Source organism: Luteococcus sp., assembly GCF_043424415.1.
Classification (GTDB): Bacteria; Actinomycetota; Actinomycetes; order Propionibacteriales; family Propionibacteriaceae; genus Luteococcus.
In genome coordinates, this window is the sequence record NZ_JBHWOO010000243.1 from 1 (window position 1) to 24,782 (window position 24,782).

Annotated in this window: 32 protein-coding genes and 1 pseudogene; 15 read left to right on the plus strand and 18 right to left on the minus strand. The window is 68.1% G+C overall.

The genetic code is table 11. The features are described 5' to 3' along the window. Nucleotides 1-152: 152 nt before the first annotated feature. Nucleotides 153-578 (plus strand): DUF3846 domain-containing protein, encoded by a 426-nt coding sequence (locus ACHFFZ_RS14185; RefSeq protein WP_394277248.1) that lies wholly within the window; start codon nt 153-155, stop codon nt 576-578. Between the two features lie 336 nt (nt 579-914). Here the strand turns inward: ACHFFZ_RS14185 and ACHFFZ_RS14190 are convergent, their stop codons facing one another. Further along, nucleotides 915-1,823 (minus strand): DUF3560 domain-containing protein, encoded by a 909-nt coding sequence (locus tag ACHFFZ_RS14190; RefSeq protein ID WP_394277249.1) that lies wholly within the window; start codon nt 1,821-1,823, stop codon nt 915-917. 300 nt (nt 1,824-2,123) lie between these two features. On the opposite strand from ACHFFZ_RS14190, the gene ACHFFZ_RS14195 reads away from it, so the two are divergent. After that, nucleotides 2,124-2,381 (plus strand): hypothetical protein, encoded by a 258-nt coding sequence (locus ACHFFZ_RS14195; protein WP_394277250.1) that lies wholly within the window; start codon nt 2,124-2,126, stop codon nt 2,379-2,381. Nucleotides 2,382-2,435: 54 nt separating this feature from the next. Here ACHFFZ_RS14195 and ACHFFZ_RS14200 read toward each other — a convergent pair whose 3' ends face one another. The 9 genes from ACHFFZ_RS14200 to ACHFFZ_RS14240 form a co-directional block, all read right to left on the minus strand. Beyond that, nucleotides 2,436-2,714, minus strand: coding sequence for a hypothetical protein (locus tag ACHFFZ_RS14200; RefSeq protein ID WP_394277251.1), 279 nt, complete (start codon nt 2,712-2,714; stop codon nt 2,436-2,438). Beyond that, complete coding sequence (locus ACHFFZ_RS14205) at nt 2,695-2,913, minus strand: hypothetical protein (protein WP_394277252.1); 219 nt, start codon at nt 2,911-2,913, stop codon at nt 2,695-2,697. The genes ACHFFZ_RS14200 and ACHFFZ_RS14205 overlap by 20 nt, the downstream gene beginning before the upstream one ends. 34 nt (nt 2,914-2,947) lie before the next feature. Further along, nucleotides 2,948-3,670: a hypothetical protein gene (locus tag ACHFFZ_RS14210; RefSeq protein ID WP_394277253.1), complete on the minus strand. Its 723-nt coding sequence runs from the start codon at nt 3,668-3,670 to the stop codon at nt 2,948-2,950. A 154-nt stretch (nt 3,671-3,824) separates the two neighbouring features. Then, a complete protein-coding gene (locus ACHFFZ_RS14215) occupies nt 3,825-4,517 on the minus strand; it encodes a DUF1524 domain-containing protein (protein ID WP_394277254.1) in 693 nt (230 codons plus the stop codon). A gap of 181 nt (nt 4,518-4,698) precedes the next feature. Next, on the minus strand, nt 4,699-4,986 hold the full coding sequence (locus ACHFFZ_RS14220) for a hypothetical protein (protein ID WP_394277255.1): 288 nt from the start codon (nt 4,984-4,986) through the stop codon (nt 4,699-4,701). A gap of 93 nt (nt 4,987-5,079) precedes the next feature. Continuing rightward, the gene (locus ACHFFZ_RS14225) at nt 5,080-5,874 is read right to left on the minus strand and encodes a metal-dependent hydrolase (RefSeq protein ID WP_394277256.1); all 795 of its coding nucleotides are present in this window, start codon (nt 5,872-5,874) and stop codon (nt 5,080-5,082) included. Between the two features lie 181 nt (nt 5,875-6,055). After that, nucleotides 6,056-6,790 carry a hypothetical protein gene (locus ACHFFZ_RS14230; RefSeq protein ID WP_394277257.1) on the minus strand — a complete coding sequence of 245 codons (735 nt, stop codon included), beginning with the start codon at nt 6,788-6,790 and terminating at the stop codon, nt 6,056-6,058. Between the two features lie 181 nt (nt 6,791-6,971). Then, nucleotides 6,972-7,298, minus strand: a complete 327-nt coding sequence (locus ACHFFZ_RS14235; RefSeq protein ID WP_394277258.1) for a hypothetical protein — start codon at nt 7,296-7,298, stop codon at nt 6,972-6,974. Between the two features lie 3 nt (nt 7,299-7,301). After that, nucleotides 7,302-9,494 carry a type IV secretory system conjugative DNA transfer family protein gene (locus ACHFFZ_RS14240; protein ID WP_394277259.1) on the minus strand — a complete coding sequence of 731 codons (2,193 nt, stop codon included), beginning with the start codon at nt 9,492-9,494 and terminating at the stop codon, nt 7,302-7,304. A 591-nt stretch (nt 9,495-10,085) separates the two neighbouring features. Between ACHFFZ_RS14240 and ACHFFZ_RS14245 the strand changes: the two genes are divergently transcribed. Beyond that, nucleotides 10,086-10,772, plus strand: coding sequence for a hypothetical protein (locus tag ACHFFZ_RS14245; protein ID WP_394277260.1), 687 nt, complete (start codon nt 10,086-10,088; stop codon nt 10,770-10,772). Nucleotides 10,773-10,891: 119 nt separating this feature from the next. Here the strand turns inward: ACHFFZ_RS14245 and ACHFFZ_RS14250 are convergent, their stop codons facing one another. The 4 genes from ACHFFZ_RS14250 to ACHFFZ_RS14265 all read right to left on the minus strand — a co-directional run bounded on the left by ACHFFZ_RS14250 (nt 10,892) and on the right by ACHFFZ_RS14265 (nt 13,566). Further along, nucleotides 10,892-11,422 (minus strand): OmpA family protein, encoded by a 531-nt coding sequence (locus ACHFFZ_RS14250; protein WP_394277261.1) that lies wholly within the window; start codon nt 11,420-11,422, stop codon nt 10,892-10,894. After that, nucleotides 11,406-12,011: a hypothetical protein gene (locus ACHFFZ_RS14255; RefSeq protein WP_394277262.1), complete on the minus strand. Its 606-nt coding sequence runs from the start codon at nt 12,009-12,011 to the stop codon at nt 11,406-11,408. The genes ACHFFZ_RS14250 and ACHFFZ_RS14255 overlap by 17 nt, the downstream gene beginning before the upstream one ends. A 71-nt stretch (nt 12,012-12,082) precedes the next feature. Next, nucleotides 12,083-13,336 (minus strand): hypothetical protein, encoded by a 1,254-nt coding sequence (locus ACHFFZ_RS14260; RefSeq protein ID WP_394277263.1) that lies wholly within the window; start codon nt 13,334-13,336, stop codon nt 12,083-12,085. Next, the gene (locus ACHFFZ_RS14265; protein ID WP_394277264.1) at nt 13,333-13,566 is read right to left on the minus strand and encodes a hypothetical protein; all 234 of its coding nucleotides are present in this window, start codon (nt 13,564-13,566) and stop codon (nt 13,333-13,335) included. Before ACHFFZ_RS14265 ends, ACHFFZ_RS14260 begins: the two co-directional genes overlap by 4 nt. Before the next feature lie 110 nt (nt 13,567-13,676). Here ACHFFZ_RS14265 and ACHFFZ_RS14270 point away from each other — a divergent pair, with 110 nt between their 5' ends. The 6 genes from ACHFFZ_RS14270 to ACHFFZ_RS14295 are packed head-to-tail and all read left to right on the plus strand — an operon-like array spanning nt 13,677 to nt 17,481. Then, the gene (locus tag ACHFFZ_RS14270; protein ID WP_394277265.1) at nt 13,677-14,381 is read left to right on the plus strand and encodes a hypothetical protein; all 705 of its coding nucleotides are present in this window, start codon (nt 13,677-13,679) and stop codon (nt 14,379-14,381) included. After that, nucleotides 14,378-14,617 (plus strand): hypothetical protein, encoded by a 240-nt coding sequence (locus tag ACHFFZ_RS14275; RefSeq protein ID WP_394277266.1) that lies wholly within the window; start codon nt 14,378-14,380, stop codon nt 14,615-14,617. Before ACHFFZ_RS14270 ends, ACHFFZ_RS14275 begins: the two co-directional genes overlap by 4 nt. Nucleotides 14,618-14,619: 2 nt before the next feature. Then, nucleotides 14,620-15,072 carry a hypothetical protein gene (locus ACHFFZ_RS14280; RefSeq protein WP_394277267.1) on the plus strand — a complete coding sequence of 151 codons (453 nt, stop codon included), beginning with the start codon at nt 14,620-14,622 and terminating at the stop codon, nt 15,070-15,072. Beyond that, nucleotides 15,069-15,902 (plus strand): RAMP superfamily CRISPR-associated protein, encoded by an 834-nt coding sequence (locus tag ACHFFZ_RS14285; protein WP_394277268.1) that lies wholly within the window; start codon nt 15,069-15,071, stop codon nt 15,900-15,902. Before ACHFFZ_RS14280 ends, ACHFFZ_RS14285 begins: the two co-directional genes overlap by 4 nt. Beyond that, nucleotides 15,899-16,636, plus strand: a complete 738-nt coding sequence (locus ACHFFZ_RS14290) for a hypothetical protein (RefSeq protein ID WP_394277269.1) — start codon at nt 15,899-15,901, stop codon at nt 16,634-16,636. The genes ACHFFZ_RS14285 and ACHFFZ_RS14290 overlap by 4 nt, the downstream gene beginning before the upstream one ends. Beyond that, entirely contained in the window at nt 16,633-17,481 is an 849-nt protein-coding gene (locus ACHFFZ_RS14295; RefSeq protein WP_394277270.1) for a phosphoadenosine phosphosulfate reductase family protein, read from the plus strand. The genes ACHFFZ_RS14290 and ACHFFZ_RS14295 overlap by 4 nt, the downstream gene beginning before the upstream one ends. A 306-nt stretch (nt 17,482-17,787) precedes the next feature. On the opposite strand, the pseudogene ACHFFZ_RS14300 reads toward ACHFFZ_RS14295, so the two are convergent. Next, a pseudogene (locus tag ACHFFZ_RS14300) lies at nt 17,788-17,985 on the minus strand (WhiB family transcriptional regulator); the annotation flags it as partial. Between the two features lie 161 nt (nt 17,986-18,146). On the opposite strand from ACHFFZ_RS14300, the gene ACHFFZ_RS14305 reads away from it, so the two are divergent. Continuing rightward, nucleotides 18,147-18,830 carry a hypothetical protein gene (locus ACHFFZ_RS14305; protein WP_394277271.1) on the plus strand — a complete coding sequence of 228 codons (684 nt, stop codon included), beginning with the start codon at nt 18,147-18,149 and terminating at the stop codon, nt 18,828-18,830. Here ACHFFZ_RS14305 and ACHFFZ_RS14310 read toward each other — a convergent pair. Genes ACHFFZ_RS14310 through ACHFFZ_RS14320 form a run of 3 tightly spaced genes read right to left on the minus strand, consistent with a single transcriptional unit; the run spans nt 18,726 to nt 20,443 of the window. Next, on the minus strand, nt 18,726-19,319 hold the full coding sequence (locus ACHFFZ_RS14310) for a prepilin peptidase (RefSeq protein ID WP_394277272.1): 594 nt from the start codon (nt 19,317-19,319) through the stop codon (nt 18,726-18,728). The genes ACHFFZ_RS14305 and ACHFFZ_RS14310 overlap by 105 nt on opposite strands. Continuing rightward, entirely contained in the window at nt 19,316-19,522 is a 207-nt protein-coding gene (locus tag ACHFFZ_RS14315) for a hypothetical protein (protein WP_394277273.1), read from the minus strand. The genes ACHFFZ_RS14310 and ACHFFZ_RS14315 overlap by 4 nt, the downstream gene beginning before the upstream one ends. A gap of 21 nt (nt 19,523-19,543) precedes the next feature. Beyond that, on the minus strand, nt 19,544-20,443 hold the full coding sequence (locus ACHFFZ_RS14320; RefSeq protein ID WP_394277274.1) for a hypothetical protein: 900 nt from the start codon (nt 20,441-20,443) through the stop codon (nt 19,544-19,546). A gap of 1,128 nt (nt 20,444-21,571) precedes the next feature. Between ACHFFZ_RS14320 and ACHFFZ_RS14325 the strand changes: the two genes are divergently transcribed. The 5 genes from ACHFFZ_RS14325 to ACHFFZ_RS14345 all read left to right on the plus strand — a co-directional run. Beyond that, on the plus strand, nt 21,572-22,285 hold the full coding sequence (locus ACHFFZ_RS14325) for a ParA family protein (protein ID WP_394277275.1): 714 nt from the start codon (nt 21,572-21,574) through the stop codon (nt 22,283-22,285). Nucleotides 22,286-22,545: 260 nt separating this feature from the next. Further along, nucleotides 22,546-22,758, plus strand: a complete 213-nt coding sequence (locus ACHFFZ_RS14330; RefSeq protein WP_394277276.1) for a hypothetical protein — start codon at nt 22,546-22,548, stop codon at nt 22,756-22,758. Nucleotides 22,759-23,114: 356 nt separating this feature from the next. Continuing rightward, entirely contained in the window at nt 23,115-23,729 is a 615-nt protein-coding gene (locus tag ACHFFZ_RS14335; RefSeq protein ID WP_394277277.1) for an SAF domain-containing protein, read from the plus strand. Beyond that, a complete protein-coding gene (locus tag ACHFFZ_RS14340) occupies nt 23,729-24,505 on the plus strand; it encodes a hypothetical protein (protein ID WP_394277278.1) in 777 nt (258 codons plus the stop codon). Before ACHFFZ_RS14335 ends, ACHFFZ_RS14340 begins: the two co-directional genes overlap by 1 nt. Then, nucleotides 24,498-24,782 (plus strand): hypothetical protein (locus tag ACHFFZ_RS14345; RefSeq protein ID WP_394277279.1); only part of this gene is annotated, 285 nt, incomplete at its 3' end. The genes ACHFFZ_RS14340 and ACHFFZ_RS14345, both read left to right, overlap by 8 nt.

The following is a 24,782-nucleotide window of genomic DNA, read 5'->3' on the forward strand; positions in this document are numbered from 1 at the left end:
TTTGTCGGGAGCGCCCCGGCGGTGGCCTCTGAGCCGCCCGGCATGGGGTGCCTGTGGGGCCCTGGTTGTCGGTTGGGACCCGTAGCGTTCTTCTCAGCAGCAAGGCGCTGCACGCGGGCCTCACCAGCCCGCCGATTCCTTGGAGGTTTCCCATGAGCACCACCATCCAGCCCCAGACCATGACGGTTCTGGTCCTCGACGTCGACGGCACTCTCAGCGAGCAGAGCGTGGAGGTCGTCGACGGGGACACGCAGTCGCTGGCCATCCCCCGCGCCGTCATGGGCCACGGCGCCACGGTGGCCCAGTGCATCGGCGAGATGTTCGACATGGCGGTGTGGTGCGACGAGGACGGCAAGGTCAAGGAGCTGCCGTCCAACCCGGTCGCGACGCTGGCCATCGCCACTGCCATCGGTCTGCCGGGCGACTTCTTGGTCGGACGGATCGTGTTCGTCGCCCATGACGAGCAGGGCCGTCAGGTGTCGGTCACGCGGCAGCAGCACGCCCTGCTTGCCTCTCACGTGGAGGGTGCTGAGGTCATCCACGCGCTGCTCGGCAGCCCCTCGCTGATCATCGGCTAGCCCAACAGCACGGCCCCAACAGCACGGCGCCCCACACGCTGGCGGTCACCAGGATCGTGGCCGCGTCGCCCAGGGCGCCGGTTCACACGTTCACTCGCTGCAGGGCACCCAGCGGCGTCAGGGTAGCCAGCACCGGCACCACCAGGCCGTTCACCACCGGCACCAGCCGCCACCGAGACGCCGGGCTGTACTCCCCCGGCAACCCGTAGGTCCTCGGCCGGGCCGCCACAACCTCTTGTACCGCCCCGCATGGGGTGCTTCGGAGCCAGCGAAACTCCTGCGCGGGCATGCAGGTGGGGGGGGCTGGGCTGGTGCCCGGCCCCCCACCGTCGGGGATCAGCTCGCAACCGGATGGGCAGCGCGGTGGCCGGTGATCTTGTGCCACGCGACGCGGTCGGTCCAGGAGTAGCCCGTGGACACCGAGCACGATGCCTTGTTGACCTTCACGACACTCTCCCACCGGCCGCTGACCTTGACGGCGTCGCCAACTCTGACCGAGTCCGGCCCGTAGGCGATGAACTCTCCCGCCGCGACCCGGCGGTCCCACTCGCCCTGCTCGTAGTCCAGCCGGGCGCGCAGCTGCTCGGCCCGCTCACGGTAGACCTGGGCCGCGCGGCTGGTGGGGTCGCCGACCTTCGCCAAGGAGCGTTCCTGGGCGCGCAGGTCGGCGGCGAGCTTCTCGATCCGATTACCCAACGTGACCTTGCCCACCGGGGCGCTGTTGGCCTCCGCGGCGGCCGCCGCGTGGCGCAGCCCGTCGGCCTTCTGGCGCAGCTCGAAGGCCTTCTCGTGGTTGCTGTTCATCCGCGCGATGTCACGACGGTGACGGCCCTCGGAGTGATGCCCCACCAAGATCGGCTGACCCAGCGGGATGCCGTCCGCGATCCGCTTGGCCGACGACTCCCGGGACTGGGCCTCGCGCTCCGCACGCGCGGCCCGGTCATTGAGGTGCTCGGCACGCTCGGCGGCGCGCTCCCGACGCTGACGCTCGGCCTCGGCCGGGTCCTGGGGGGTGGTGTCCAGATCGACGGCCACGCTGAACCCGGCGGCCTGCAGGCCGCGCACCGTGCCCTCAATCACCGCCCGGCGGGGCTGGTGCCCACGCGATCCCCGGATGTACCAGCCACACGCGCTGCTCCAGCGCCACCCGTGCATCTTCAGCACCTCCGCCGACCCGTCGCCCTTGCTGGTCCCAGCGATGAGGGTCCCGTCCTCGCTGGTGTGGGTGATCGTCAACTCGCTCATGGGGTCCGCCCTTCCGGGGTCAGGGGCGGCTGGTGAGGCCGCCAAGTTCTGAGCAAGACGTTAGACCTCGCCACCCCCGAGAACCCCGTACCACGCACCCCATGCGAGGCGTTTCGGAGGCCCGTTCGATGGAGCCGGATCCTGACACTGTGGGAGGCAGAGTCCTCTGATCAGGGACTCAGGGCAGTCACCTTCTTGGCGCCAAGAACGACTACCCGAGCACAACGAAGAAGGCCTGCCCCAGCCCGGGGCAGGACTGCAAAACCCCCACCCTCCCCACCGGGGAGAAAGGAAACCATCGTGTCCAAGAACACTGGCGCCGACGTCTCCAAGCGCCCTTCGAGCAACCTCCCGGACAAGCCGAGCGCACGCTTTCGGGCTTTCGCCCTCGGCATGACCGTGTTCATCCACTGCGTCACCTTCTACGTGGGCTGGCTTCTCACCGCCTATGTGCCGGACTCTCAGCAGCACCGCCTCATGACCTACCTGATGAGCTACGGGTTCGGTCTGATCGGCACCGCCGCCGGCGGCGCCTGGTGGCAGGAGTACCGCGGCTGACGCGCTCCCAGTTCGTGGTGGGTGGCCATCATTGCGTGGCCTCCCACCACAGGTTCAGGGCGCCGGCACGATCGGGGCCATGACCATGCCGATGAGGCGCAGCAGGTTGGCTACGAGGCCGTCGTCGTCACCGGCCCATTCCAGGAGCTTCTTGGCCTGAACCAGCAGCTTGCGTGCCTTGGAGGGATCCTGGTCGGTGGTAGCCAGATCGATGCGTGCTGCCTTCAGCGCCGGCTCCGCCCTGACGGCCAGTTCTTCAGCCAGTTCTCTTGTGGCCTCGAGCGCCTCATCGAGGTGCGGGGATCTACTCAGACTAGAGGTCGTCGATGCCACCGACGCGGGCGAGCAGACCTTCCCGGGTTCCGTCGTTGACGGGGCCCCACGGGGAGAGGAGGGACTGTTCGTCTCCGTCGCTCAGTACCCAGCCCAGGCTGGGGGTGTTGGTCTCGGGTCTGGACTGCGTAGTGGCTGTGTCCATCGCGACCAGACGTTCGCCGAGGGTGCCGAAGTCGGAGCGGATGCGGGAGGGCACGTCAAGCACGGTAGGTGGCGGGTGTGACGGCGGCTCATGCTCGGCGATCGGCGATGCGGTCCACGGTGTCCCACAGTTCCAAGTCGGTGAAGGTGGCATCGGCGGTGTCCTCGCGGTGCTGGTCGACGGCGTCGAGGATCTCGGCGATGGCGGTGCGGCCGGGCTGCATGAACTTGGCTCCCCAGTCGCCGGTCTCGGCCAGGGCGTCCTCGTCGATCTCGGGGTTGGGGATGCGGGCGGCGAGGTCGAGTTCGCTGTCGGGGTCAAGGTGGAGCTCGGCGAGAACGGCCCAGAGGTCCTGGTCGGTGGCGCGGGTGATCGCGGTGTTGTCGCGGTGACCGGTGATCGCGGTGACCAGGTCGTCGAGGGTGCGGCGTGCCGGGCGGTTGTAGCGGCGGGCGACTGGTCCGGCCCAGGCCAGGGGCTGGTCGAGGCGATCCAGGGCGGATTCCGCGGTCTGGCGGAACTTGGCGATGCGCTTGAGGGTCTTCGGGTCGGTCTCGGTGTCCTCGGCGTCGTCGGCTTGGTCGAGCCAGCTGTCAAGGGCCTCGCTGACCAGGTTGGTGAGGTTCTCGTCGGCGGCGATGGTGGCCCACAGCTTGGCCCAGGCGCCGCGCTGGGCCGGGTCGCGGGGCAGCAGGTTGGCGTGGACCAGGGCCACGACGTCTTCGTCGCTGGTGGTGTCGAGAGCTCCGGCGATCGACGGTTGGGTGGGGATGGCGATGGGCGCGACGCGCCTCCACGGCTCGGTGTTCACGGTGGTCCTTGGCTGGGGGGGTGCAGGCTGGTGGGGCCCGGAAATAAGACTCGGAGGCCTCCCCCATCATCTACGGGGGAACCTCCGGGTCGCCTTGCATGTTCTCAGTGCCTTCATGCTACTGGCTGGAGGGGCTGGTGGCGACCACGACGACCTACTTCGCCGGTGCGGGGCAAGAGTTGAGGCGTTGCCGCAGACGGGCGTTCTCGGCAGGGACGGTCCACAGCCCGTAGCGCGCCTTCACGAGCACGATTTTCACGGCGTAAGTGCAGCGGTAGGCCTTGTTGGGCGGCTCCCAGGAGGCGATGTTCGACTCCTGCTTCTTGCTGTTGAGGCGGCCAGCGACCATCAACAGGTTGTCGGGATCACGGCCGATCGCCTGCTGCATCGCCTCGACGGTGGGCCACTGCTTGGTGGGGGTGAATGTGTCAGGCGCGGCTCCCGTGGTGAACGCATCCTTGCGGGCCACGACATGCTCGGCTTCAGCGTCACTGAGGTCGATGACCTGGCCGCTGTAGGGGTCGTGAATCTTGCCCGCCACGGGGTGGCAGGGGCGCTTGGCGCTCATTGTCAGGTCGAATCCGTCTCGGCGCAGGAGCTGGTCGCGCACGGTGCAGCCGTGGCCGGTCGACGGCCAGCGTCCGCCCGGCAGGAACAGGTTGGGGCTGTAGCCGGTGGCGGCGCTGCGGCCTTTGACCGGGAGCTGGTCGATCAAGGCACGAGCCTGGTCGATCTGCTGCTGGGATGCCAGTACCACCGGTGGGATGTGGCCTTGGCTGGAGCTGGTGACGGGGCCGCAGGCGGTCAGGGCGATCGCCCAGGTGGCGAGCTGCACGCGAGTGGCCATCGTACGCCCGGGGTGGCGAGCTCGTGCAGCACCCAATCGCTCATGCTGGCCCACAGGGAAGCGTGGCGCAGACTGCGGGTCAACAGCAGCAGCTCGCCGCGCAACCTCTGTCCGCTCCCCCACGCTGGGGTCGCTCTCGAGACGCTCGACGAGGCTGGCGTGGCTGTTCTCGTCGCCCATCTCACGCCACCATCGCCAGGCCGGTCGCGTCCGCCGCGCGGCGCGCGTCGTAGCGAGCCTGGTCCAGGGTCTCGAACGCGGCCGAGGACTGCGGGGTCTTCTCGCCGACGGTTTGAGTGACGTACCAGCCGACGCGGGATACGCGGCCGCCGGCGGGAACGCAGGCCTGATAGATCTCGCGGTCGCCGAGGCCGAAGTAGTGCACGCGCAGGGTGGTCGCTCCGGCGTTGAGGGTGGTGTGCGCGAAGGTGTTGTCGATCAACCAGGCCGCGAAGTCGTGCTCGTTCATGTCGATCTCCTCGAGATGGGTGGGGTGGACCCACCCAGAATGTCCATGCCCCCGTCCACTGGTGGGGCTGTGGGGACATGGCTGTCGGATGCCTCACCCGCGCCGGCCTGCGCAAGCCTGCTGGACGGCGATGATCACGTCGGCCTGGATCTGGGTGGGCAGGTGGCGCCAGGCGAGCCAGCACACGAGCAGCCCGAGGGCTGGGGAGACCAGGCAGCGCTCGACCAGACCGTTGACCTCGAACAGAGGTAGCCCGAACCGGGCCGGCCGCAGCAGCCAGAGAATCGGGACCGGGATAAGTTCGACAGTGACCGCGTCGCCCAGGATGTGCACCGCCATGCCGCCGGCCACGATCCACGGCAACAGCGCCACCAGCTGCGGCAGCGGGTGGTGGACGTACCAGTAGGCCAGGCCCAACGAGCAGACGAGGTTTGCCAAACCACTGCTGCCGCGCCGCATCACCGTCATCTTCAACGTCGCGCCGACGAGCATGGCCAACGGCATCACGCCGATCAGGAACGGCACCAGGCGCACCACCCACAGCGGCGCCTGCAGCGCAGCCGCGATGTCGCGACCGAGCACGGCTACCACGGCGGTGAAGTGCACCAACAACCACGTCAACAGCCAGCCCACTGCTGGGGCGAGCACCAAGTCGTGGGTCGCCCAGCGGTGCCCTCGCGGCAGGTGGCGTAGCGGCTCGGTGAGTAGACCTGAGACCGGCCCCCACATGATCGTCGGGCTCGCCGAGGCATGGTCCCAGTCGGGGATCACTGCGGCACCGGCCCACAGTGCCACGTACAGCACCTGCTCCAGGGGCCGCTCCAACGGTGTCATCGACACCGTGACCAGCCCGGCCACCAGCCCAGTGGCAGCATGCGAATGTCCCATCACGACATCCCAACGCCGCGAACAGCCTGATCGGTGACCGGCCGGGCATGAACGAAGCCGGCCGTCGCGGTTTCGGTTCGCGACGGCCGGCTTGTGAGGTCAGGGCCGCGGGGGGAGTCGGCACCATCCGTTACGTCCACCCCGCAGCGGAGATCATCGTAGAGGATGACCTCGCCAACGACTACCCCGACGTCGTCGGCACGTATTTGTCGAGCCGCTCCAGCACCCCGGCCAGCCAGCCCAGAGCCCGGTCTTGGTCGACGATCTGCACCGCGCCCAGGCCGCTCACGATCGTCCACTGTTCATCGGACAGCGTTCCGTCGGCCAGCACGTACACGTTGCGCCGAGACGGCAGGCTCACGTCGAGATCAGCCAGCGCTGCAGCGCTGACCACGACGGCCACGGCCGAGTCCCAGCATTCCTGCAGTGTCGCCGCATCGACCCACACCAGGCCGGGCATGCCCAGCGGCGTGTGGCCGCCCGCGAACCCGACGGCCTGCGTGATCTTCTCCGGCCGCTCCCACACCCAGGCGGCCGTGTCGTAGCCCGGGATCCGCTGGGCCGCGGCCGCGGCCAGCGCGTCCAGCGCGTCACGCAGCCGGCTGCTGGCCCACTGCGGCGCCAGCGCGCATTCGCCCATCGCCGAGTGCGCGGCCTTCAGCACATCGACGGGCTCGTAGGGCGCCTCCACCGGCGTGAACACGTAGGTCGGGGACTCCTGCGACAGCTTCACGACCTCGGCCGTGTCCAGCCGCCCCGCACGCCCCAGGGCCTGCTCGCTGGCGATGTTCGCCGCCCGTAGCGCAGCGCCCACCAGGGCGGCCGTGGACTGCTCGTCGGTGCCGGCGCGCTTGGCCAGATGCCAGTCGCGCATCGCGGTGACCAGCAGGTCGATGTGGTCGATGGGCAGGATCATCAGGTGTCCCTTCAGGCCGCGGGCTGGTGAGACCCGCAATCGGTGATGCAGCCAGTCAATCCGGCGCGAACCAGATCGTGCACGAGCTGTGGGGACATCCGCACCCAAGAGTGATCCGAGCAGGGCTCGGCCCCGCTGCCAGGGGTGAGAGCAGCAGGGCCGAGGAACCAGGATGGACCGGTCAGTCGTCGTCTCGATCACGCCGGCGCTCCCGGCGTCGGGCGTGGACGATGGCGACCAGCGGAGAAAGGGCCATGGCCAGCACCCCGAGCGCGATGAGTAGGCGAGTGCCGTCGAGGCCGGCGCCGCGGCAGCCGGGCAGTGCCAGCAGTGGGTGGGCAACGAGGACCTGGTGTTCGACCAGCCACGTGGGGATGCTGGCGAAGATGCGCGGCAGGGCGGCCAGGAACAGCGAGAGGGCGATCATGCCGCCGAACATCAACGCCATCATCTCGCCGAGGGTCTCTCCGCCGAGCTGTTGGCGGAAGCTGGTGTCGTTCTGGGTCATGGGTCACTCCTCGTAGTCGAGCGGTCGGCGGATGGTGATGGTGACTCCGAAGCCGAGGGACAGCAGGCCCTCTTCGTCGGCGTCGTCGCGCCAGGGGATGGCGATGCCGTCGTCGAAGTCGTCGTCGGGTTCCTCGTCGACGACGCCCCAGTGGTCGTCCTCGGGGTCGATCAGCACGAGGTCGCCCACCTGGACGTTGCGGGCGCTGGTGTCCTGGGCGGGTCCGTAGCCCTCGAACTCGTCGACGACGTCGTCCGTCGTGTTCTCGAACTCGTCGGCTGGTGCTTCCCGGTCGGAGACGTGACTGACCGTGACGGGGCTGGTGCGCCGGCGGCCGGTGTACTCGGCGCCGATGCCCAAGATCGCCGAGGGCGACGAGCGCCGGCGGGCCTCGGCGGCTTGCTCCTCGGTGAACTCCACGGTGGCCTCGCGCCACTCCGGGATCTCGTCGACCTCTCGCCACGGCGCCTCCACGAAGTCGTCGTAGGACGGCGGTTTGGGTTCCTGGCCCTCCTCGCAGTCGAGGTCGTCGAGCACCGGCGGGTCGATCACCAGCAGCTTGTGGCGGCGCTCGGCCGGCACAAGCCGCTCCAGCAGTTCCATTTGCTCGGGGTCACCGCCGGCCTTGCGCGGGTCGGGAGCGCGGTAGGACTGGACCTCGACGGGGTTGCCTTCTGCGTTGAGGGTGGTGCCGCGGCCGACCTTGCTGCTGGGGATGCCGATGCCGATCGACACGTCGCCCCACATCATCTGGGCGCCCTGGGGGGAGAGCTTGCCCATGGAGATGCGGCAGCGGAAGTTGTCGCGGCTCTCGCCCTTGCCGAACAGTTCGACGTCGGGTCGCTGGAGGGAGACAAGCATGTGGACGCGGCTGGTACGGCCCTTGCGGGCGATGGAGTCGAACTCGTCGAAGATGGGGCACTTGGTGGGCATGCCCTTGACCTTGGTGCGGGCGTATTCGAGGGTGATGGCTGCGCGCATGTCGGCCCACTCGTCGATGAAGACCATGAGGGGCTCGAAGTCCTCTTCGCGGGCAAGGCCTCCGATGATGAGGTTGTAGCGCTCCTCCATGACCTGCCAGGCGCGATGGATGACGGCCATCTGCTCGGTGGTGGAAGTGGCAACGATCTGGACGTTGGGGTAGGCGCGGAAGCCGAGGAACTCGATGCCCTTGCCGTCGGCGACCCAGATGGGCCAGCCGTACTGGGCGACGGTCTCGAGGATGTTGTGTTCGGTGGAGGTCTTGCCCGAGCCGGTGGGGCCGATGCACAGGAAGTGTGGGTCTCGGGCCGGAACCCATTCGACCTGGTTGCCGTCCTCGTCGTCGGCGTAGGGGATGCGGACCTGACGGTAGGTCTTGAGGGGATCCTTGGTGGGGTCGACGGTGATGGGCTGGATCCATAGGTTGCTGGGGAACTCGGGGCGCAGAGAGAACACGACGGTGTCTTGTTCGGTGTCCCACTTGGCGCGCCACCGGCCGGGCAGGGATGCGGAGATGGCGCGGGTGATGCGGTTCTGGTAGCCGCGGGCGGCGAGCTTGTGGGCGGCCTTGTGGCTGACCTCGATTCGGGTGGGGTTGCCCTGATCGTCGGTGAGGATCTTGTCGACGTTTGCGGTGGGGATCAGGTCGGTGACCAGGGTTTCGGTGCGCTGCTGCTGGGCAGAGGTGACGGCGGCCTTGTCGAGGTTGCGGACCAGGACCAGGCGGCAGTGCTCGCGGTTGAGGGTCTTGACCTTGAAGGCGAGTCCGGTGCGGGCGCCGAGGGTGTCGGTGATCGTCTGGGTGAACTTTGGGTCGGCGTCGTTGAGGGAGGCGTCGTAGTCGACGGTGATGCGTTCGGGGATGGTGCCCCATCGGCTGTCCCAGCGGGTGATCTTCACGCCGTGCAGGTTCTTGCCCAGGATGCCGGTCAGGGCGCTGGTGCAGCGGTCGGAGATCTGGGTGCGCTGGGAGGTGACGCGACCGCGGAAGAAGGTGGTGCCGGCGAGGAAGGCGCAGCCGCCGGTGATGGCCCAGGTGGTTGTGTGGCCGGCGCCGAGCAGGGGGGCTCCTGCGTAGCCGACGGTGCCCATGCCCGCGTAGAGGATCGAGTCGCGCAGGTAGCTGTAGTGGTGCATGGCGGGGCGTGTGACCTCGGCGGGGGTGGTGACTGCGGGCATGGTGGCTGTGCGGGCTGGCCTGGTAGCCGTCGGCATGGCTGGTCCTTTCACTGACTACCTACCAACGCCGTGGAAGGCCTGATTGGTGACCAGCCCCGGGCGCCCCAGGTGCTTTGACTCTGCCCTTGTGACCATCCAAGCCAGGAGACCCCGTCTCCGATCTGGCGTTACAACATCAGCAGAACAACGTTGTGGCGTTGCAACGCGATAGCCCCTTGACAAGGTGGTGTAAACTTGGCCTCGTCTTAAGGGTTCTCGGAGAGGTTCTGAAAAGACGAGGCCAAGTTTAACCTTGTCGCTGAGATGTTGCCCTACCCGCAGATCGAAACACGTTCGGCTACTCTCCGGCCTCCCACGACACCGCACCGGGAGCGCTCTGGACAGCGCGTGGACCAGTCCCCCAGGAGGAGCTCGCGATGTTCGTGGACGAGGCCGTTCTGCTGCTACCACCGCGGGACGCCTACCTGCAGCTGAGGGCGGCGATCGACGCGGAGCCAGAGCTGCCCGCCTCTTGGTACGCGCGGTGGTGGGCCAGTGACACCCAGGTCCTGCTCGGTGACCTTGACCTGGCGATCGCGGAGTATCCGCCCGCCCGCGGTGGGGCGGGCCACGTTGCAGGTCGAGCGGTTGCTCAGCTTGAAGGCCGCTGCCGGCCAGCCCTACAGCGCCGTCGACCTGCTTGCCGGGGCCGGGCCGAGGATCACCACCTTCGGGCGGGAGCACTTCGACCTCGCGCTGCAGACGGCGGCCGCGGTGACCGAGGCCACGGCCCTCGCCGAGCGGATCAAGCTGCTGCAGCAGTGGGCTGACGCGGCGCCTCGGGCGCCCTACCCGGTGTTCATCGGCTCGGGTGCGTCGTGGCGGGCAGGCCATCAGGTGAGCTTGGAGCAGTACCACTTCGCCCAGGTGCCAGCCTGTCTGGCGGCCGGGCAACAGCTGACTCGCACGGCCGAGAACGTGGTTCGCGAGGAGGTGGGCATCCCCGGGGTCGGGCAGGGCTGGTTGAGCGAGACCAAGCTGGTCGTCGAGATCCGGGATGCCTTGCCAGAACTCGAGGTTCAGCAGCATGCCAGCCCGCCATGGCTGGGCCGCCAGCACCTCGACGTCTACCTGCCCGAGCTCCATCTTGCCCTGGAGTACCAAGGCCTGCAGCACGACCATCCGGTGGCCTTCTTCGGGGGCGAGCAGGACTTCGCGGCCACCCAGCGGCGTGACGCCCGCAAGCGCCAGCTGTGCCGCCGTCACGGCATCCGGCTGATCTACGTGCGCGCAGGATACGACCTCGACGAGCTGCTCAACCAGATTCGGCGCTGAGCCGTCGACGACCCTGCTGGGCGTTCCCAGTATACGGCGGGCAACATGCACATCACCCCTTGCCCCACCCCTGACAAGGGGTGATGCGTTCGGGCAAGGGGTGATGTGAAGGGTCGTGGTCAGGCTGGGCGGTAGCGGATCTCGACGCGCCGGTTCTGTGCACGGCCCTGCTCGGTGGTGTTGGGGGCAACAGGGTCAGCCTCGGCCCGACCCTCCACGGCAACACTCTTGCCAGGTATCTGGCCGAGGGCTGTGGCCACCGCCTGGGCGCGCTGCTGGGACAGCTCGAGGCCGTGGGCGTGGCTGCCCAAGTTGTCGGTGTAGCCGACAACCTGCAGGGTGCCGGGGCCGGTGGTCCGCAGTCGTCCGGCCAGCTGCGCGAGGCGCTGGCGGGCGGCTGTAGTGAGCTCGGCGGAGTCCTTCGTGAAAGCGATATTGGCATCGACGGTGACGTCGACGGCCTGGCCCGAGGACGAGACCGTGGCGGTGTGCTGCGGATCGCTGGTCACCGCGCGCAGGTCGTAGGTGTGGGCGATCAGGGCGGCGGTGTTCGGTCTCGGGGTCGGGGTGTCGGCCTGGGCTGCCGGCAGGCTGCTGGCCACAGCCAGGAGCACCGCGGCACCGACGGCGAGGTCAGCGGACCGGGACATTGGTGATCGTCCCGAAGTGGGGGGCCTGCACGTTGAGGCTCGTGAGGTTGGTCGGGATCTCGGCGTAGGTGCACGAGACCGTGATGGTGTCCCCGGCCGCGATGGAGGTCGGGAAGGAGGGGCTGCACACGGCACTGGAGGATGCCTGGTCGGTGGTGGCGGGCATGAACAGCTTCTGGCCAGCCGGGTCGATCAGGCCAATGCCGTTCATGGATCCCTTGGCCTGCGAGATCGAGTCGTTCGGGTCCGACAGCAGATCCCGACTGGACGTCACATCACCACCAGCCTTGTCGACGATCAGCTCGGCCGACAGCACCACCGTCGAGCCCGAGCGTTGCAGCGGCTGGAGCTTGAGGGTGAACTGGTTGCCGGCCGACGTCGCACTGCGGGAGGCCACGACGTCGTCGTTGGCCCTGTCCACCGCCGAGCTCGTGGCGCTCCCGGCGCCGGTGGGGCTGGTGCTGGGCTGGGTGGTGCCCGTCGTGCTGGCTGTGGGAGGGCTGCTGGCGGGGGTGGACGTCGTGGCACAGCCGCTCAGGGCGAGCAGGGTGAGGGTTGCCGCGGCGGAGGCGGCGATCAGGCGGTTCATGGGGCACATCCCACCAGCCCTACGGCGTCTATGGCACGCGACCGTGGGGACGGGCAGGTCCGGTGAGGGGTTCATGCGGCTCCCGTGGACAGTGCGGTGCACTCGGGGTGGCATGTCCGGCAGGGGTGGTTACGGATCTGCCGGGTGGCGCTGTCGCAGTGGCCACACCAGGCAGTGGTGGTGTGGGTGGCAGCGTGGCGGGTTATGACGTCGAGGCAGTCGGGGCAGTCGGCGGAGCTGTCACCGGCGGGGTGACAGGCTGGGCAGCGGTGCAGACCCAGGCCGTGGTCGATCCAGCGGTCGTCACAGGCGCCGCACCAAGGCAGCCTGCCCGAGGGGCCCTCAACGGGCTCTGCGAGGCCTTCGAGGCGGGCGATGAGTAGCCGGCCGGGCATTCGCACGCCTTCGGTGTTGCCGCACAGCAGGTGACGCAGCGCGTCGGGGCTGTGGCCCTGGACCAGGCGCTGGTTGACCAGCGTGTGCACCGCGCTGCGGTCGCGACGGCTCAGCATCGGCCAGGTGCGCAGGACCGAGCCCATCACTTGGCCGGTGTGGGGGTGTTCGACGCTGTCGTCCCTCCCTCCCGTGGACGTGGCGGGCTGTTCGGGTGGGGTGCTGGCGTGTGGGGGGTAGGGGGGAGGGAAAAGAAGATCTTTTCTTTCCTTATGAGCGCCCGCAATTGCGGCCACCCCCCTGCCTTGGTCAGGTTGGTCATCGTTGCTTGTCGCACCGGTGGCTGCAATTGCGACCGTCGGTTGCCCGGTGGCTGCAATTGCGTTCCCCGGTGCGACAAGGTCAGTTGCTTGGTCGCGTCGAATCGCGGTCGAGTTGTCCACAGATCCGCTCTGCCCTGATGGGATGGCCACACGCTTGCGGGGGCGGCGCGAGACGCGACTGGAGACTTGGATGGGCACGTTGCCCAGGCCGGGGCTGCACTCGATCAGACATCCCTTGCCGTGCACCTCGCGGATGTAGGTGATGTCCTCAGGGTCGAAGGGATGGTCCTGGGCGAGGTAGTAGCGAGTCCTCCACTGGCCTCGGGCATCGGCCCAGCGGACACGGGCCACCAACCCGAGTTCCAAAAGTTCGGCTAATGCTCCAGACCAGGCGTCGCGGCCCTCCTTGTGGGTGCGCTGCATCTGCCGGATCGAGAACTCCTCGCCGTCACGCAGCATCGCCATGTAGGCGAAAAGTCCCAGCGCCAGTCCGCTGTAGATCTCGGCGGCAAGGTCAGCGTGGAACTGGATGGGCATGCGCCGACCCCGCTTCAGCCGGGCGAAGTCACTGGGGCCCGCGGTGGTGGCGGACGTCAGAGGGGTGGTCATCGCGTCCTCGTTCCCCGCGACGCGAGGCGTGCCGCCAGGTGCTTGGGCACATCAAGTCCCAAGGACTCGTAGACCATCACGGTCGCGACCTCCGCCGGGCTCGACAGCCCCAGCCGCTCGGCTTCCGACCACAGCTGCTCGCCCACCTGCTTCGACACGCGCACCGTCAGCTCCTTGCGTTCGCCGTAGCCCGGGCGCCCCCGGTGTCGTACCTCGTTGCCCTCGCGCATTTCCTGCCCTCCTTGACCTGCGCGGGCCCGCAACTGCACGGACCCGTTCACGTCCCAACGCCACCGACGGGTCGATCGGTGACCATCCCACCGCGACTATGACTTCTGGCATGTCACCGATCGGCCGCTGTGCGGCGTTGGTGCATAGCAACCACCACCCAGGAGGGACAGCCATCGACACCGTCAGCGCCGCCGCCTGGCGCGCCCACAGCCCTATGCCAGCCACCGCCCCGGCCACCACCGGGGCATGCGGCTGCTGCGGCGGCCTCGGCGACCTGTGGCCCGCCCGAGAAGCCATCAGCCGCAACTTCACGGCCTACGACCAGTGGACCCACCCCGCACAGCCCTGGCTGTGCGCCGCCTGCACCTGGACCTTCACCGACCGCGATCTGCGCACCCTGCCCCACCTGATCACCACGCCCCACCAGATCCGATCCCTCACCACCGCCGACGCCTTCCACCTGCTCGCCGCCGGCCCCCTGGGACCGCACCAAGCCGTCGTGATCCCCCTGCGCCCCGGCCGACGCCACCTGCTGCCCACCGCCCGCTGGGCCCACGTCTGCACCGACACCGGTTGCTTGCCCTGGCCCCCCGCCGACGCGCACCTGCTGACCACCTACGCCTGGCTGCGCCGCTTGGGCTTCTCCCCTACCGACATCGCCAACCCGGCCCCCGCCTACCCCACTCTGCGCCGCCACCCCGCACCCGAGCGCGGCCGCATCCTCGCGACATGGCAGCACCTCGACCCGTGGCGCAGCCCCGACTCTCCCTGGCTCCCACTAGCCAGCTGCATCACCAAGGAGGAAGCCCGGTGACCGACCTCACCACATCCGCTCTCTACCCCGTCACCAGCACCGGGACTCCCGGCACCCACTTGGTTGCCTCCAGCCCTGAGCTGCCCGGCACCCACCCCGACCGACTACCGCCCGCGACGCTGTGCGGCCAGGTGCCGGCAACGCGCGCCTCCCAGACCGGCACCGGCGACATCGACTGCCCTCGCTGCCTCGAACGCTCCACCGCCTTCATGGCCCTCCCCGGATGGATCTGCTGACCATGACCGTCAACCAGCTCACGACCACACCTCACCCCACCAGCCGGTGGCTGGCCACCGCCTGCTTGCAGCCCCTCGAAGGTCCCGCCGGCGTCGCCGAGCGCCTCCTGCTGCTGGTCCACTACGGCATCGACTGGCAAAACGGCTGGGTCTCCAGCTACCGCGAGCGATACTGGGACCACCTGCTGCCCGACCGCATCTGGTGCGCCACCTTCCAGGCGCCTACGTTGCGCCGCTGGTGGCGCGAGGTGGCCCAAGACCTCGGCTCCGCACCCCGCAATCCAGCCGAGCGCGCCGAGCTCGAGGCTCTACTGCGCCACGACGCCACCCCCGTGCTGCAGGTGATGCGGGGCGAGACCGAGGCCCTGCTGCTACGCACCCGCATCGTCACCGACGCCGTGCGCGAAGAGCGCCAAACCCATCAGGCCGCCGCTCGTCAAAGGGTGCCCGCATGAGCAGCACCATCACTTGGTCCGGAACTCTGACCGCGTTGTCATCGATCAGCCAAGGCGGGGAGTCGCGCGGCCTGTCGACCATGCTGCGCCGCGAGCAGATCTTCGACCCCGACAGCGGTGTCCTCGTGCCGGTGCCGATCATCTCCGGCAACTCGTTCCGCGGGATCCTTCGCCGCATCGGCGAGGACCAGCTGCGCGACGTGCTCGACTACGACGGCAAGCTGTCTGCCGCCGCCGCACACGCCCTGCGAGGCGGCGGCACCCTGGCCAAAGTCAACGGCGAGCCACTCTCCGGATCCCGCCTGGCCACCTTGCGTCGCCTGGTCCCCCAGATCGGCGTCTTCGGCGCCGCCGGGGGCGGCCGCATCATCGAGGGCTGCCTGCAGGTCGGCAAGGTCGTCCCTCACCTGCGTGAGACCCGCCACATCACCGGCGTCAACAGCACCCGCAGCTCCTTCGACGCCGCTCAGATCGAGACCTACACTCGCGTCGACGACAGCCTGGGCCACTCCTTCGTCGCCGTGGACACGGCCACCGGCCAAGACCCGACCAGCCAGCAGATGCTCTATCGGATCGAGACCTACCCGGCCGGCACCACCTTCAGCACCTGGCTGTCTTTGACCCGTCCCACCGACCTCGAGATCGCCTTCTTCGTCGACATCCTGGACACCTTCGCCGCCTCCGGAGCCTTGGGCGGCCGCAAGGCGATCGGCTTGGGCCGCGTCCGCACCGACCTGACCTGCACTGCCGAACTGCCCGACATCGACTGGCGCGCCCTGGTCGCCGCCGGCCGCGACCAAGCACTCGCAGCACTGGAGGACCTCGCATGAGCCACTTCCCAGCCTTCACCTTCCAGCCACTGCGCATCACCGCCCACTTGGCCTCCGGATTCGCGAGCGCCAACCCCTGGGGCATCGCCCTGGACGGCCTCTTGGCCAGCGAGCTGCGCGGCGTCCAGAAGGCCCTGCTCACCGGACTCGGCCACCAGACCGTCGGCGCCATGGACAGCGACGACCCGCCCGACCTGCGCCTGCCCCTGGCACGCTGTGCTCTCAGCCCCACCTGGCACTGGGCCGCCACCTGCAGCCAGCCCAGCCACCCCGGCATTCGACCCGAGGTCCACACCTGGACCGCCCGTGTTGACGCACGCCACCTCGAACAGACCACCAGCTACCTGCCCAAGACCGTCTCCGACCGTCAAGGCCGATACAAGGCCCACCGCATGCACGTGCTGGTCACCCCCGCCACCAGCCTCACCTGGCAGGCCGTCGGCGACATCGACGCGATCTCGGACCTGCTCGACGGGATCAGCGCCATCGGCAAGAAGCGCTCCCAGGGCGAAGGTCACGTCCTGACCTGGGAGGTGGTCACCGCCGACGTCGACGAGTTCACCGCCGCCCACTGCCACCCCGACGGAACCCTCGGCCGACCCACGCCCATCGAGTGCCTCGAAGCACACCCCGAGCTACGCACGCAACTGGGCATGACCGGCCTGCGACCACCCACCATGCACCCGTCCCGTCGCGCCCAGGCATACCTGCCCCAGGCCAGGTGGGCCACATGAGCAGCAACATCACCATCAACCCAGGACTCGACCTCGAAGCCCTGCGGATGTTGCGCACCCCGCGTCACGACGAGCAAGCCCTGCTGCGGCGCATCGAACAGCACTACAGCATCCATGCCGGCTACCTGCCCATCTCCGGCGGCAAGGACTCTGCCGTCGTCGCGCACCTGGCACGCCAGGTAGACCCCGACATCCCCATGGTGTTCTTCGACTCCGGCCTGGAGTTTCCCGAGACCTACGCCTACCTCGCCCACCTCGTTGAAGCCTGGGGTATCAACCTGCACATCGAGCGCTCCCGAGTGCCGTTGCTGACCGTGCTGGCCAGCAACGGGTCTTGGGATCACCGCGCTCCCCTGTCGCCGGTGAGGACCGATCTGCACGAGCTGCTGATCACCGAGCCCGCTGCCAGGGCACACGAGCAGTTCGGCGCTGGCGAGCTGTGGGGCGTACGCGCCGATGAGGCCGCCGGACGCAACACGCTGTACGCCAGGGCCCTGGGCGACGAGGTCCGTCGTTCCTGCAACGGCTGCTGCAGCACTCCGCGGCAGCGGCGTCAGACCCACGGGGGGATTATCCGCCGTGTCGATGGCACCGTGGCCTACGGCCCTGTGTGGAACTTCAGCACCGACGACATCGCCTGCTACGCCGCCCGGCACGCTATGCCTCTGAACCCGGTCTACGCCAAGCTGCAGTGCCTCGGCGTCCCCAAGCAGGCGCAGAGACTCAGTCACGTCCTGGACGGCTCCAAGCTCGAGGAGGGCCGCGCGACGTGGCTGCGCTTGGGTTGGCCGCAGCTGTTCGACGAGCTCGCCGAGGTACTCCCCCGCCTGCGCGAGTACGTTTGAGGGCCGCGCGACGCAGCCCTGCGTCATGCCCAGGGCACGAACCGCCAGACCGCGGCACGAGCGGCGCACAGTGCGGACCGGGTGCACGACGCGCTGGCGACGGCGAGCGCGCTCGCCGCGCCGGCTCTCGGTGTGGGCGGCCCGGCACTCGGTGCAGCGGCAGGCCAGGCGGCGGTAGCGGCTCTCGCTGCCCGGCAGGCCCGGGTGACGCGACGGCTCAGCGACGACATCCACGACCTCGTGGTCGGCGATCACGCGGATCGCGTCGTCGACGGTGCTCAGGCCGGCCTTGAGCATGGCGGCGCGCTGGACGGTCGTGGTGCCGGCGTAGTAACCCTCGGCGCGGGACTCCAGTGCCTGGGTGAGGCACTGGGAGCGCAGCGGGCAGGTGACGCAGAGCTGGCTCATATCGTCGGGGACGAAGGCCTGTTCGACGTCGGGGGTCCAGTCGAAGTCGTCGTTGCCGCAGGCGGCGACGGGCGTAGGGGTCGCGCAAAGGGTCATAGTGGTGCACTTCCTGTGCTTCTGCGGGCGGTTGGTGAGGCCGCCAAAGGTGGGAAACTCAAGCCGGGGGGCTTGATGGCTTCCAGTCTGTGCCGTGGAGATGTCGAAGTCAACACGACACGACGTGTAATGAATCACTACACGAGATGAGGAGTGTTCCGGTGCTGTTGTTGACCACGACCGACGCCCAGCCACCCGAGCACTTGGTGGCTGCGGCCGCGGCTGGTTTGCTGGACATCTCCCCCGCCGGCATTGCCAAACTCGCGGCCGCCGGCATCCTTGAGCCCGACCGCAGCCGCTTCCGCCGCGTCGACGTCGAAGCACTGGCCGCTCTTCCCCAGCTTCGGGTCACAGGCGGCGAGATCCTCGTGCTGCGGCTCGACGGTGGGGACCCTTCCACTGGGGGCGTACATCTCGACATGACCGACCAGGAGCTCACCGCCGCAGCGCTACAAGGTTGGCGGGGAGACGTCCAGCGGATGACTGCGTGCCCGCTGCTCGTGGTCACCGTGGCCACCATCCCGATCGCTGTTTTCCGTATCACCGGCTTGGCTGGCACGACACCGGCGGCAAGTCGCACTGTGGCCAACCGGGAGCGGCATCGTCTCGACGGCGTGCTGTTGGGGCGCCGTGGCCAGGAGGTGGTAGCTGGTGAGGCCGAGGAGCGGGCGTGGGTCGAGCTGGTGTTGGGCTCGCGGGTGGTGTCGCGTTCGGCGGGGCCGGTGGCCTACGTGGGTGGGTCAGGTGAGCAGGGCGGCGGCGAGGAAGCCGAGGGCGATGCTGGGGCCGAAGGCGAAGCGACGGTGGATGTCGCGGTGCTTGGCGACGGTAGCCAGGGCGTGTAGGCAGCCGAGTGCTGCGGCGATGATCACCGCGGTGATGGTGGCGGCGGGATGGATCCAGGCCAGGGGGATGGCGAGGGCGCCGGCGAGCTTGACGTCGCCGAGGCCGAGGCCGCCGAGGATCGCGCAGAGCAGGTAGAAGCCGGCGACGGCTGCGGCTGCGGCAGCAGTGACGGCGAGGTGGGTCCAGGCGCCAGTGGTGCCGGCCAGGGCGAGGACCACTCCCCCGCCGAGAAGGGCGAGGGTGGCGGTGAGCCGGTTGGGGATGCGCTGCTCGGTGAGGTCGTGGGCGAGCACTGGTGTGACCGCGGTGGCGATGAGCGCGGTCAGGGCAGCGTGGGGGCCGCTGCCGTGCTGGTGGAGGGCCAGAAGGCACAGCAGCGCCGCTCCTAGGGCTTCGAGAGCGCGCAGGGAGCGGCGCTGGGGTGCGTCGTGCAGGAGCCATGCGGCCAGGAGGCCGCTGGTGGTCGCCGCGAGGGCCGTGGGGGTCACTTGGTGGTGGGCTGGTCCGCGGTGCGGCCGGTGTACTTGCCCAGGCTCGCGGTGCTCTTGTCGATGCGGACCTGGCCGGTGATGCCGCCGGCGAGGATCTCGGGGGCGAAACTGTAGTAGGCAGGGTTCTTCTCGACGTCGCGCACGACGGTCTTGGTGGCGCGGTACTGGTCGGGGGTCATGCGGCGGGGCTGGTCGTTCATGGTGTGTCTCCTGGTCGTGGGTCAGTTGTCGGTGCCGGGGGTGTCTTCGGCTGCGGGGTCGACGAGTTGGATGAGGACTCGTTCGCCGCGGCTGCCGTCGGGGCGAACGAAGGTGGCCTTGTGGACGTCGGCGACCTCGAGGTGCATACCTCGGGGCAGCAGGTGGCCGTTGGACTTGCTCTTGCCCGGTTCGCCGATGAACATGCCTCGGCGGGTGTGGATCTCCACGGCCACGGTACGCGGGCTGGTGTTGTCGGAGATCTCGTAGAGGTTGTGCGAGCCGGCCGTGAACTGGTCGAAGTCGACGCTGGTGCCCTCGGGCATGTAGCTCTTCACGAAGCTCTCGACGTTGCTGGAGTTGATGTAGCTGGGCATCTCCAGGTTCATGTAGACGCGGTGGCCTCGGTCGTTGACGCCCTCGTAGTCCTGGATCATGCCGTCGATGGTGCGGATGTGGGTGATCTGCTGCGGGGAGAGGGCGTCGATGTCGCCCTTGCTCTCGGCGAGACTGCCGTTTAGGTCGTTCCAGACCTGGGGGTTGCCGGTCATCGCTCGCATGGCCCGCTCCTGCTGTTCGGTGTGCCAGGAGCTGACTTCCTTCTCGGCGTGGAGGCGCTCCAGGCGCTGTCGCTTGCTCATGGGTGTGCGCAGAGCATCAGGGTCGAGGAGTCGGCGGTCCTTCTTGGGGTGGCCGAGGGGGCTGGTGGTGTCTCGCGGGAAGATGCGCGCGGCGTCCTTCTGCTCCCTGGTGCCGCTGCTGTAGGACTCGGTCATGCGATCGAGACCCTGCAGGCCCCGGCGGTTCTCGATGTTCGCCACGGCGGTCTGGACGTCGACCACGTCAGCGATCTTCGCATGTCGGCTGCCAGCGCGCTGGTCGACCTGAATGACCGCGTGCTCGCTGTACTTGCGTCGTCCCATGATGCTCTCCTGTGTGGTGGTGCCAGTCCGCGTGGCTGCTGTTCTGATCTCCAACGCTCCTCCAGTGGGGTTTGGTGACCACAGCTGTGCTGCATGGTTGACAGCGAGTGCCGTGCTGGCTGCTGGCCCCATGGTCTCGCGCGTCGTGACGCCCAGGGCGACTGGATGTCCCCACAACGCCTCACGATCACCAGCGTTCTAACGTTGCAACATCATCCGGCGAACGATTATTCCCCGTAGTTGTGCAGCTATAACGTTCCAACGTTGGAGCGTTTCAAGGCTCTTGCGTGTGTTGTTGTAACGCCGATACCGCCGTGGGGACAGCCCGCCCCTACGCGGTGGCCGGCCCCGGGGAACGGTGGCCACTCCTACTGCTACTCCCTTCATCGCGTAGACGCGTGACGAAGGATGCCGACCCACACTCGCAAGCGCCCGACCCCCTGCCCAAGGAAACGTGACCAGGGCAGGCGACGCTGGCGGGACTCCATCTAGCGGGTTCAAAGAATCGACAGAGGTTTCAACGTTCAAACGCCGTTAGATCCACGGCATATGCCGCCGTCAACCGCTTGAACGCTAGAACGTTAGAACGTTGCAACACCTGACAAAGAACGTTCTAACGTTGCAGCGCCCCGCGCCAGGCGACGACCCCTGTCGACGTCGCGAGCCGAGACGCCAAGGCCGGCATGAGCCGGCCCTGCCTCCAAGCGTCGGGGATGCCTTTGGCAGTGCAGCGATCAGGCGAGGCGTGGCTTTGACCGCGCAACGTGAGCCCAGAGCGCTCCAATGGTCCAACGATTCGAGAGCACCAGCAACGCCCCCGTCTGGCACCGCCCACCCCGCTGCGGCACCTGTCGAACTTCCCGCCCGCGTAGTGCCGCTACAACGTTCCTTCTATCTAACGTTGGAACGTTGTAGCGACATTGTTATGGTGTTAGAACGTTCGTCAACTACATCCTCGTATGCGAGTCAGCGTCGGGTCATATACATCTGACAAGCTGGTTTGTGTCGCCAGGCGAGCCGTCAACTCATGCTCAATCAAACGTTGTAACGCTTGAATTAGGTATTCTGGCGCAGTAGAACCTCGCGTGGAGACATCTTCTGGCCGTACAACGTTGTAGCGTTCCATCCATGGTGAATGTGATCACAGTGGCCTCCCGCAAGGGTGGCGTGGGCAAGAGCACGATTGCTTACGAACTGGCCTACTGTCTCGATGCGGTCCTGCTCGACCTCGACTGGGACGCTGGGGCAGTGACTCCGGCTTGGGGATACCGCCCCGAGACACGCGCGACAGACGCCCTGCTGTCTGCCATCGAGCACGGGCGCACTCCTCGTCCACTCAAGGGATTCCGCAAGCCGCGCCTCGTACCCCACAGTCCGGATCTGGTCGACCTAACCCTGAGCGCCGAGACCTGGCGAGACCTCATTGACACCTGGTCGCAAGAGTGGGGGAGTGAGTGGGTCGTCGTGGACACCCACCCCGGCGTTTCGGAACCGGGCAATGGCGCCATGAGCTTGGCCAACTTGATCCTCAGTCCCTTCGCGCTGCGCACGAAGGAGTTGGCTGCCGTCGAGCAGATGGTTCTGGAGATGGCGGACTACCCGCTCGCGATGGTGCCGAACTTTGTGCCTACGGTCCCACCGGCCAGCGAGGTCCGCAGGCTCCAGGAGATCATTGAAGGCACCCCCGTCCAGGTCACACCTTTCGTGCCGCATGTGCTCAAGATCGGCACACGCAAGCGGCGCATGGCGATGACTGCGGAAAACCCCACACCACGCGTGTTCCAGCCTGCCGTGGAGCGCTACCGCCAGATCGCCGAGTTCGCGAAGGAGTACGTCAAGTGAGCACCGACGGCCTGGACCTACTGAATGCCCAGCGCGCCAAGCGGAGCCAGAAGAGTCGCAAGACCACTCCGCCTCCCTCTGTGCAGAAGAGCGCCCGCATCATCCCGCCGCCTCAGCACACACCTAAGCCTCGCCCGGCAGCATCACCGGCCTCGGACGCTGCTCGACAGGCATCGACCGAGGATTCCGCGCAGGCGCCGGCAACGGCACCTGCTCCTTCCACGCCCGTAGTCCAGACTGCCGAGCCAGAGCTTCGGCGCGTGACCGTCTACCTCGAGGCCGAGGCTGCCGATTTCCTCGACGCCGTCCTGCTGGCCGGTCGCCCGCTGAAGCCCCGAGTCAATTCGGCCAGCGCCGTGATCCGCCTGGCCATCAGCCGCCTCGCCGAGCAGACCAGCGCCCAGGACGTCGCCGAGATACTGCGTGATCGTGCAGCTGCGCAGGGGAGCCAGAGCGGTCGGAAGAGGGTTTAAACGTTGTAGCGCTACAGCGTCACATGGTCGTGGCGTCGGGCTGCGCGGCAGTTGTGGGGACAACCCTCGTGCAGCCCGACGCGTGCGCCGACTAGCGTGCAGCTGGCATCAGTTCCGTGGTCACCAAATGGCGCGTTGCCGGCGTTGAAGGATGACCACCTCATGGGACAAGTACCACGGTCTCGTTCATCCTGGGCCCGTCCTCGGACACAGGAGCGATGGGGTCCCGACGTCCACTGAGCAAGCACCCAACACGAAGGAACACCACCATGGTGAAAGTCACTTGGCCTCGGGGGTCAAGCAAGAAAGCCAAGCAGACCGCCTCCACCGCATCTCCGGCGGCCGTCCCATCCCACGTGGCCGCCAACGCCCAGATCCGCATGCAGCGCAGCCCTCTGCGCATCGCCCTGGCGATCCTATGCATCGTCCTCTCTGCACTCGGCGCCGCTTGGGGAGCCACGAAGTACCGCCACACCACCGACGTCGTCTCGGTACGCCAGTCGGTCTCCCGCGGCGAGATCATCAAGCGTGAGGATCTCCAGTCAGCCTCCATCACCCTGGACCCGGCCCTGCACACCATCCCCAAGAGCCAGCTCGAATCCCTGGTCGGCAAGCGCGCCGCCTCTGACCTGCCATCAGGCACGCTGGTCACTCCGGACTCGATATCCTCGGCCAACTTCCCGCCCAAGGGTGGCAGCGTTGTGGGCATCTACCTGTCCAATGGCCAGCTGCCCCAGACCACGCTTCGTCCCGGTGCCACCGTCCGGCTCGTCGCGACGCCGAAGTCGCAGGACGACCTGCCTGCCGGTGCTGCGCAGCAGACCAGCTTCAACGCCACAGTCGTGCAAGTTCGCCAGCTGGGCGACAGCACTCACTCCAGCCTCGACGTGCTCGTGCCCTCCAACCAGGCCACCCAGGTCGCGGCGCTCGCCGCCACCCAGCGCCTGGCCGTCATCCTGGACGGTGAGTGATGGCGATCTACAGCCTGTTCTCCGCCTCTGGGGCGCCGGGCGTCACGACCACCGCTGTTGCCTTGGCGAAGTCGTGGCCGCGGCACGTGATCTTGGTCGACGCGAACGCTGCCGCCACCCAGTCGATCTCGGCCGGCTACCTGCGCTCCTTGATCCCCCACGAGAAGGGTGTCATGGAGCTGGCCGCCGCCGTGCGAAACCACCAGCTCGACAACACGCTGCCCTCCACGCTGATCCATCTCGAGGGCAGCAACGCTGACTTCATGCAGGGCCCCCGCTCGCCGCTGCAGGCCCGCACCATGTCCGTGCTGTGGCCAGCACTCTTGGAGAAGTTCATTGCCCTGGACAGTGCTGGAACCGACGTGATCGTGGACCTCGGCCGCTTGGGCACCGAGCACTTCGCGATGCCCTTGCTTCAGCTCAGCAACCGCGCCGTGCTGGTGATGCGCTCCGATCTGCCGTCCATCGTGGGCGCGAACTGGCATGCCGCCCAACTGGTCGAGCAGTTCGAGGGCGCCGAGGAGACGGGCCGAATGCTGCAGCTGGCCGTCGTTGGTCAGGGGCAGCCCTACTCGGCCTCCGACATCAGCAAGAAGCTGGGGATCCGCAACCCGATCAGCATCGGCTTCGACGCCGCCACCGCCGCGCACTTCAGCACCGGTTCCCCCCTGCCCAAGCGCAGGATGGGCAGCTCCAGGCTGCTGCGCTCAATTGACGCGATGGGAGCCGCACTGCGTGCCACCTCGAACCTTCCGGTGGAGGACGACGATGAGTAACCCGATCCGCGAGAACGAACCGCTGTCGCTCGACGCGGTGGACCTGCTCCGGCTGACACCCGAGCCCGATCCAGCCCCTGCTGCCCCGGTTCCCACCGACGTCCAGCAGACCGCCCCTTCACTCGTCAGGCCGCGCAAGCACCTTCCTGGCTCCGGCACGGCCCGTCCTCGGGCCTTGGCGGCCAGCGAGTACGACCGCATCGACTGGGCATGGGTGGAGGAGCTGCGCAGCCAAGCGGCAGCCCAGTTGGCCCAGAGGGCCGGAGCTGAGGTCGAC

Bases quoted from the DNA above. Each gene is read 5' to 3' on its own strand.
- ACHFFZ_RS14270 (WP_394277265.1), top strand. From the start codon at position 13,677: ATGTCACCGATCGGCCGCTGTGCGGCGTTGGTGCATAGCAACCACCAC.
- ACHFFZ_RS14285 (WP_394277268.1), top strand. From the start codon at position 15,069: ATGAGCAGCACCATCACTTGGTCCGGAACTCTGACCGCGTTGTCATCG.
- ACHFFZ_RS14235 (WP_394277258.1), bottom strand. From the start codon at position 7,298: ATGACCCAGAACGACACCAGCTTCCGCCAACAGCTCGGCGGAGAGACC.
- ACHFFZ_RS14220 (WP_394277255.1), bottom strand. From the start codon at position 4,986: ATGAACGAGCACGACTTCGCGGCCTGGTTGATCGACAACACCTTCGCG.
- ACHFFZ_RS14225 (WP_394277256.1), bottom strand. From the start codon at position 5,874: ATGGGACATTCGCATGCTGCCACTGGGCTGGTGGCCGGGCTGGTCACG.
- ACHFFZ_RS14290 (WP_394277269.1), top strand. From the start codon at position 15,899: ATGAGCCACTTCCCAGCCTTCACCTTCCAGCCACTGCGCATCACCGCC.
- ACHFFZ_RS14230 (WP_394277257.1), bottom strand. From the start codon at position 6,790: ATGATCCTGCCCATCGACCACATCGACCTGCTGGTCACCGCGATGCGC.
- ACHFFZ_RS14190 (WP_394277249.1), bottom strand. From the start codon at position 1,823: ATGAGCGAGTTGACGATCACCCACACCAGCGAGGACGGGACCCTCATC.
- ACHFFZ_RS14325 (WP_394277275.1), top strand. From the start codon at position 21,572: ATGGTGAATGTGATCACAGTGGCCTCCCGCAAGGGTGGCGTGGGCAAG.
- ACHFFZ_RS14240 (WP_394277259.1), bottom strand. From the start codon at position 9,494: ATGCCGACGGCTACCAGGCCAGCCCGCACAGCCACCATGCCCGCAGTC.
- ACHFFZ_RS14215 (WP_394277254.1), bottom strand. From the start codon at position 4,517: ATGGCCACTCGCGTGCAGCTCGCCACCTGGGCGATCGCCCTGACCGCC.
- ACHFFZ_RS14260 (WP_394277263.1), bottom strand. From the start codon at position 13,336: ATGACCACCCCTCTGACGTCCGCCACCACCGCGGGCCCCAGTGACTTC.
- ACHFFZ_RS14320 (WP_394277274.1), bottom strand. From the start codon at position 20,443: ATGGGACGACGCAAGTACAGCGAGCACGCGGTCATTCAGGTCGACCAG.
- ACHFFZ_RS14295 (WP_394277270.1), top strand. From the start codon at position 16,633: ATGAGCAGCAACATCACCATCAACCCAGGACTCGACCTCGAAGCCCTG.
- ACHFFZ_RS14280 (WP_394277267.1), top strand. From the start codon at position 14,620: ATGACCGTCAACCAGCTCACGACCACACCTCACCCCACCAGCCGGTGG.
- ACHFFZ_RS14250 (WP_394277261.1), bottom strand. From the start codon at position 11,422: ATGTCCCGGTCCGCTGACCTCGCCGTCGGTGCCGCGGTGCTCCTGGCT.
- ACHFFZ_RS14340 (WP_394277278.1), top strand. From the start codon at position 23,729: ATGGCGATCTACAGCCTGTTCTCCGCCTCTGGGGCGCCGGGCGTCACG.
- ACHFFZ_RS14255 (WP_394277262.1), bottom strand. From the start codon at position 12,011: ATGAACCGCCTGATCGCCGCCTCCGCCGCGGCAACCCTCACCCTGCTC.
- ACHFFZ_RS14265 (WP_394277264.1), bottom strand. From the start codon at position 13,566: ATGCGCGAGGGCAACGAGGTACGACACCGGGGGCGCCCGGGCTACGGC.
- ACHFFZ_RS14315 (WP_394277273.1), bottom strand. From the start codon at position 19,522: ATGAACGACCAGCCCCGCCGCATGACCCCCGACCAGTACCGCGCCACC.
- ACHFFZ_RS14185 (WP_394277248.1), top strand. From the start codon at position 153: ATGAGCACCACCATCCAGCCCCAGACCATGACGGTTCTGGTCCTCGAC.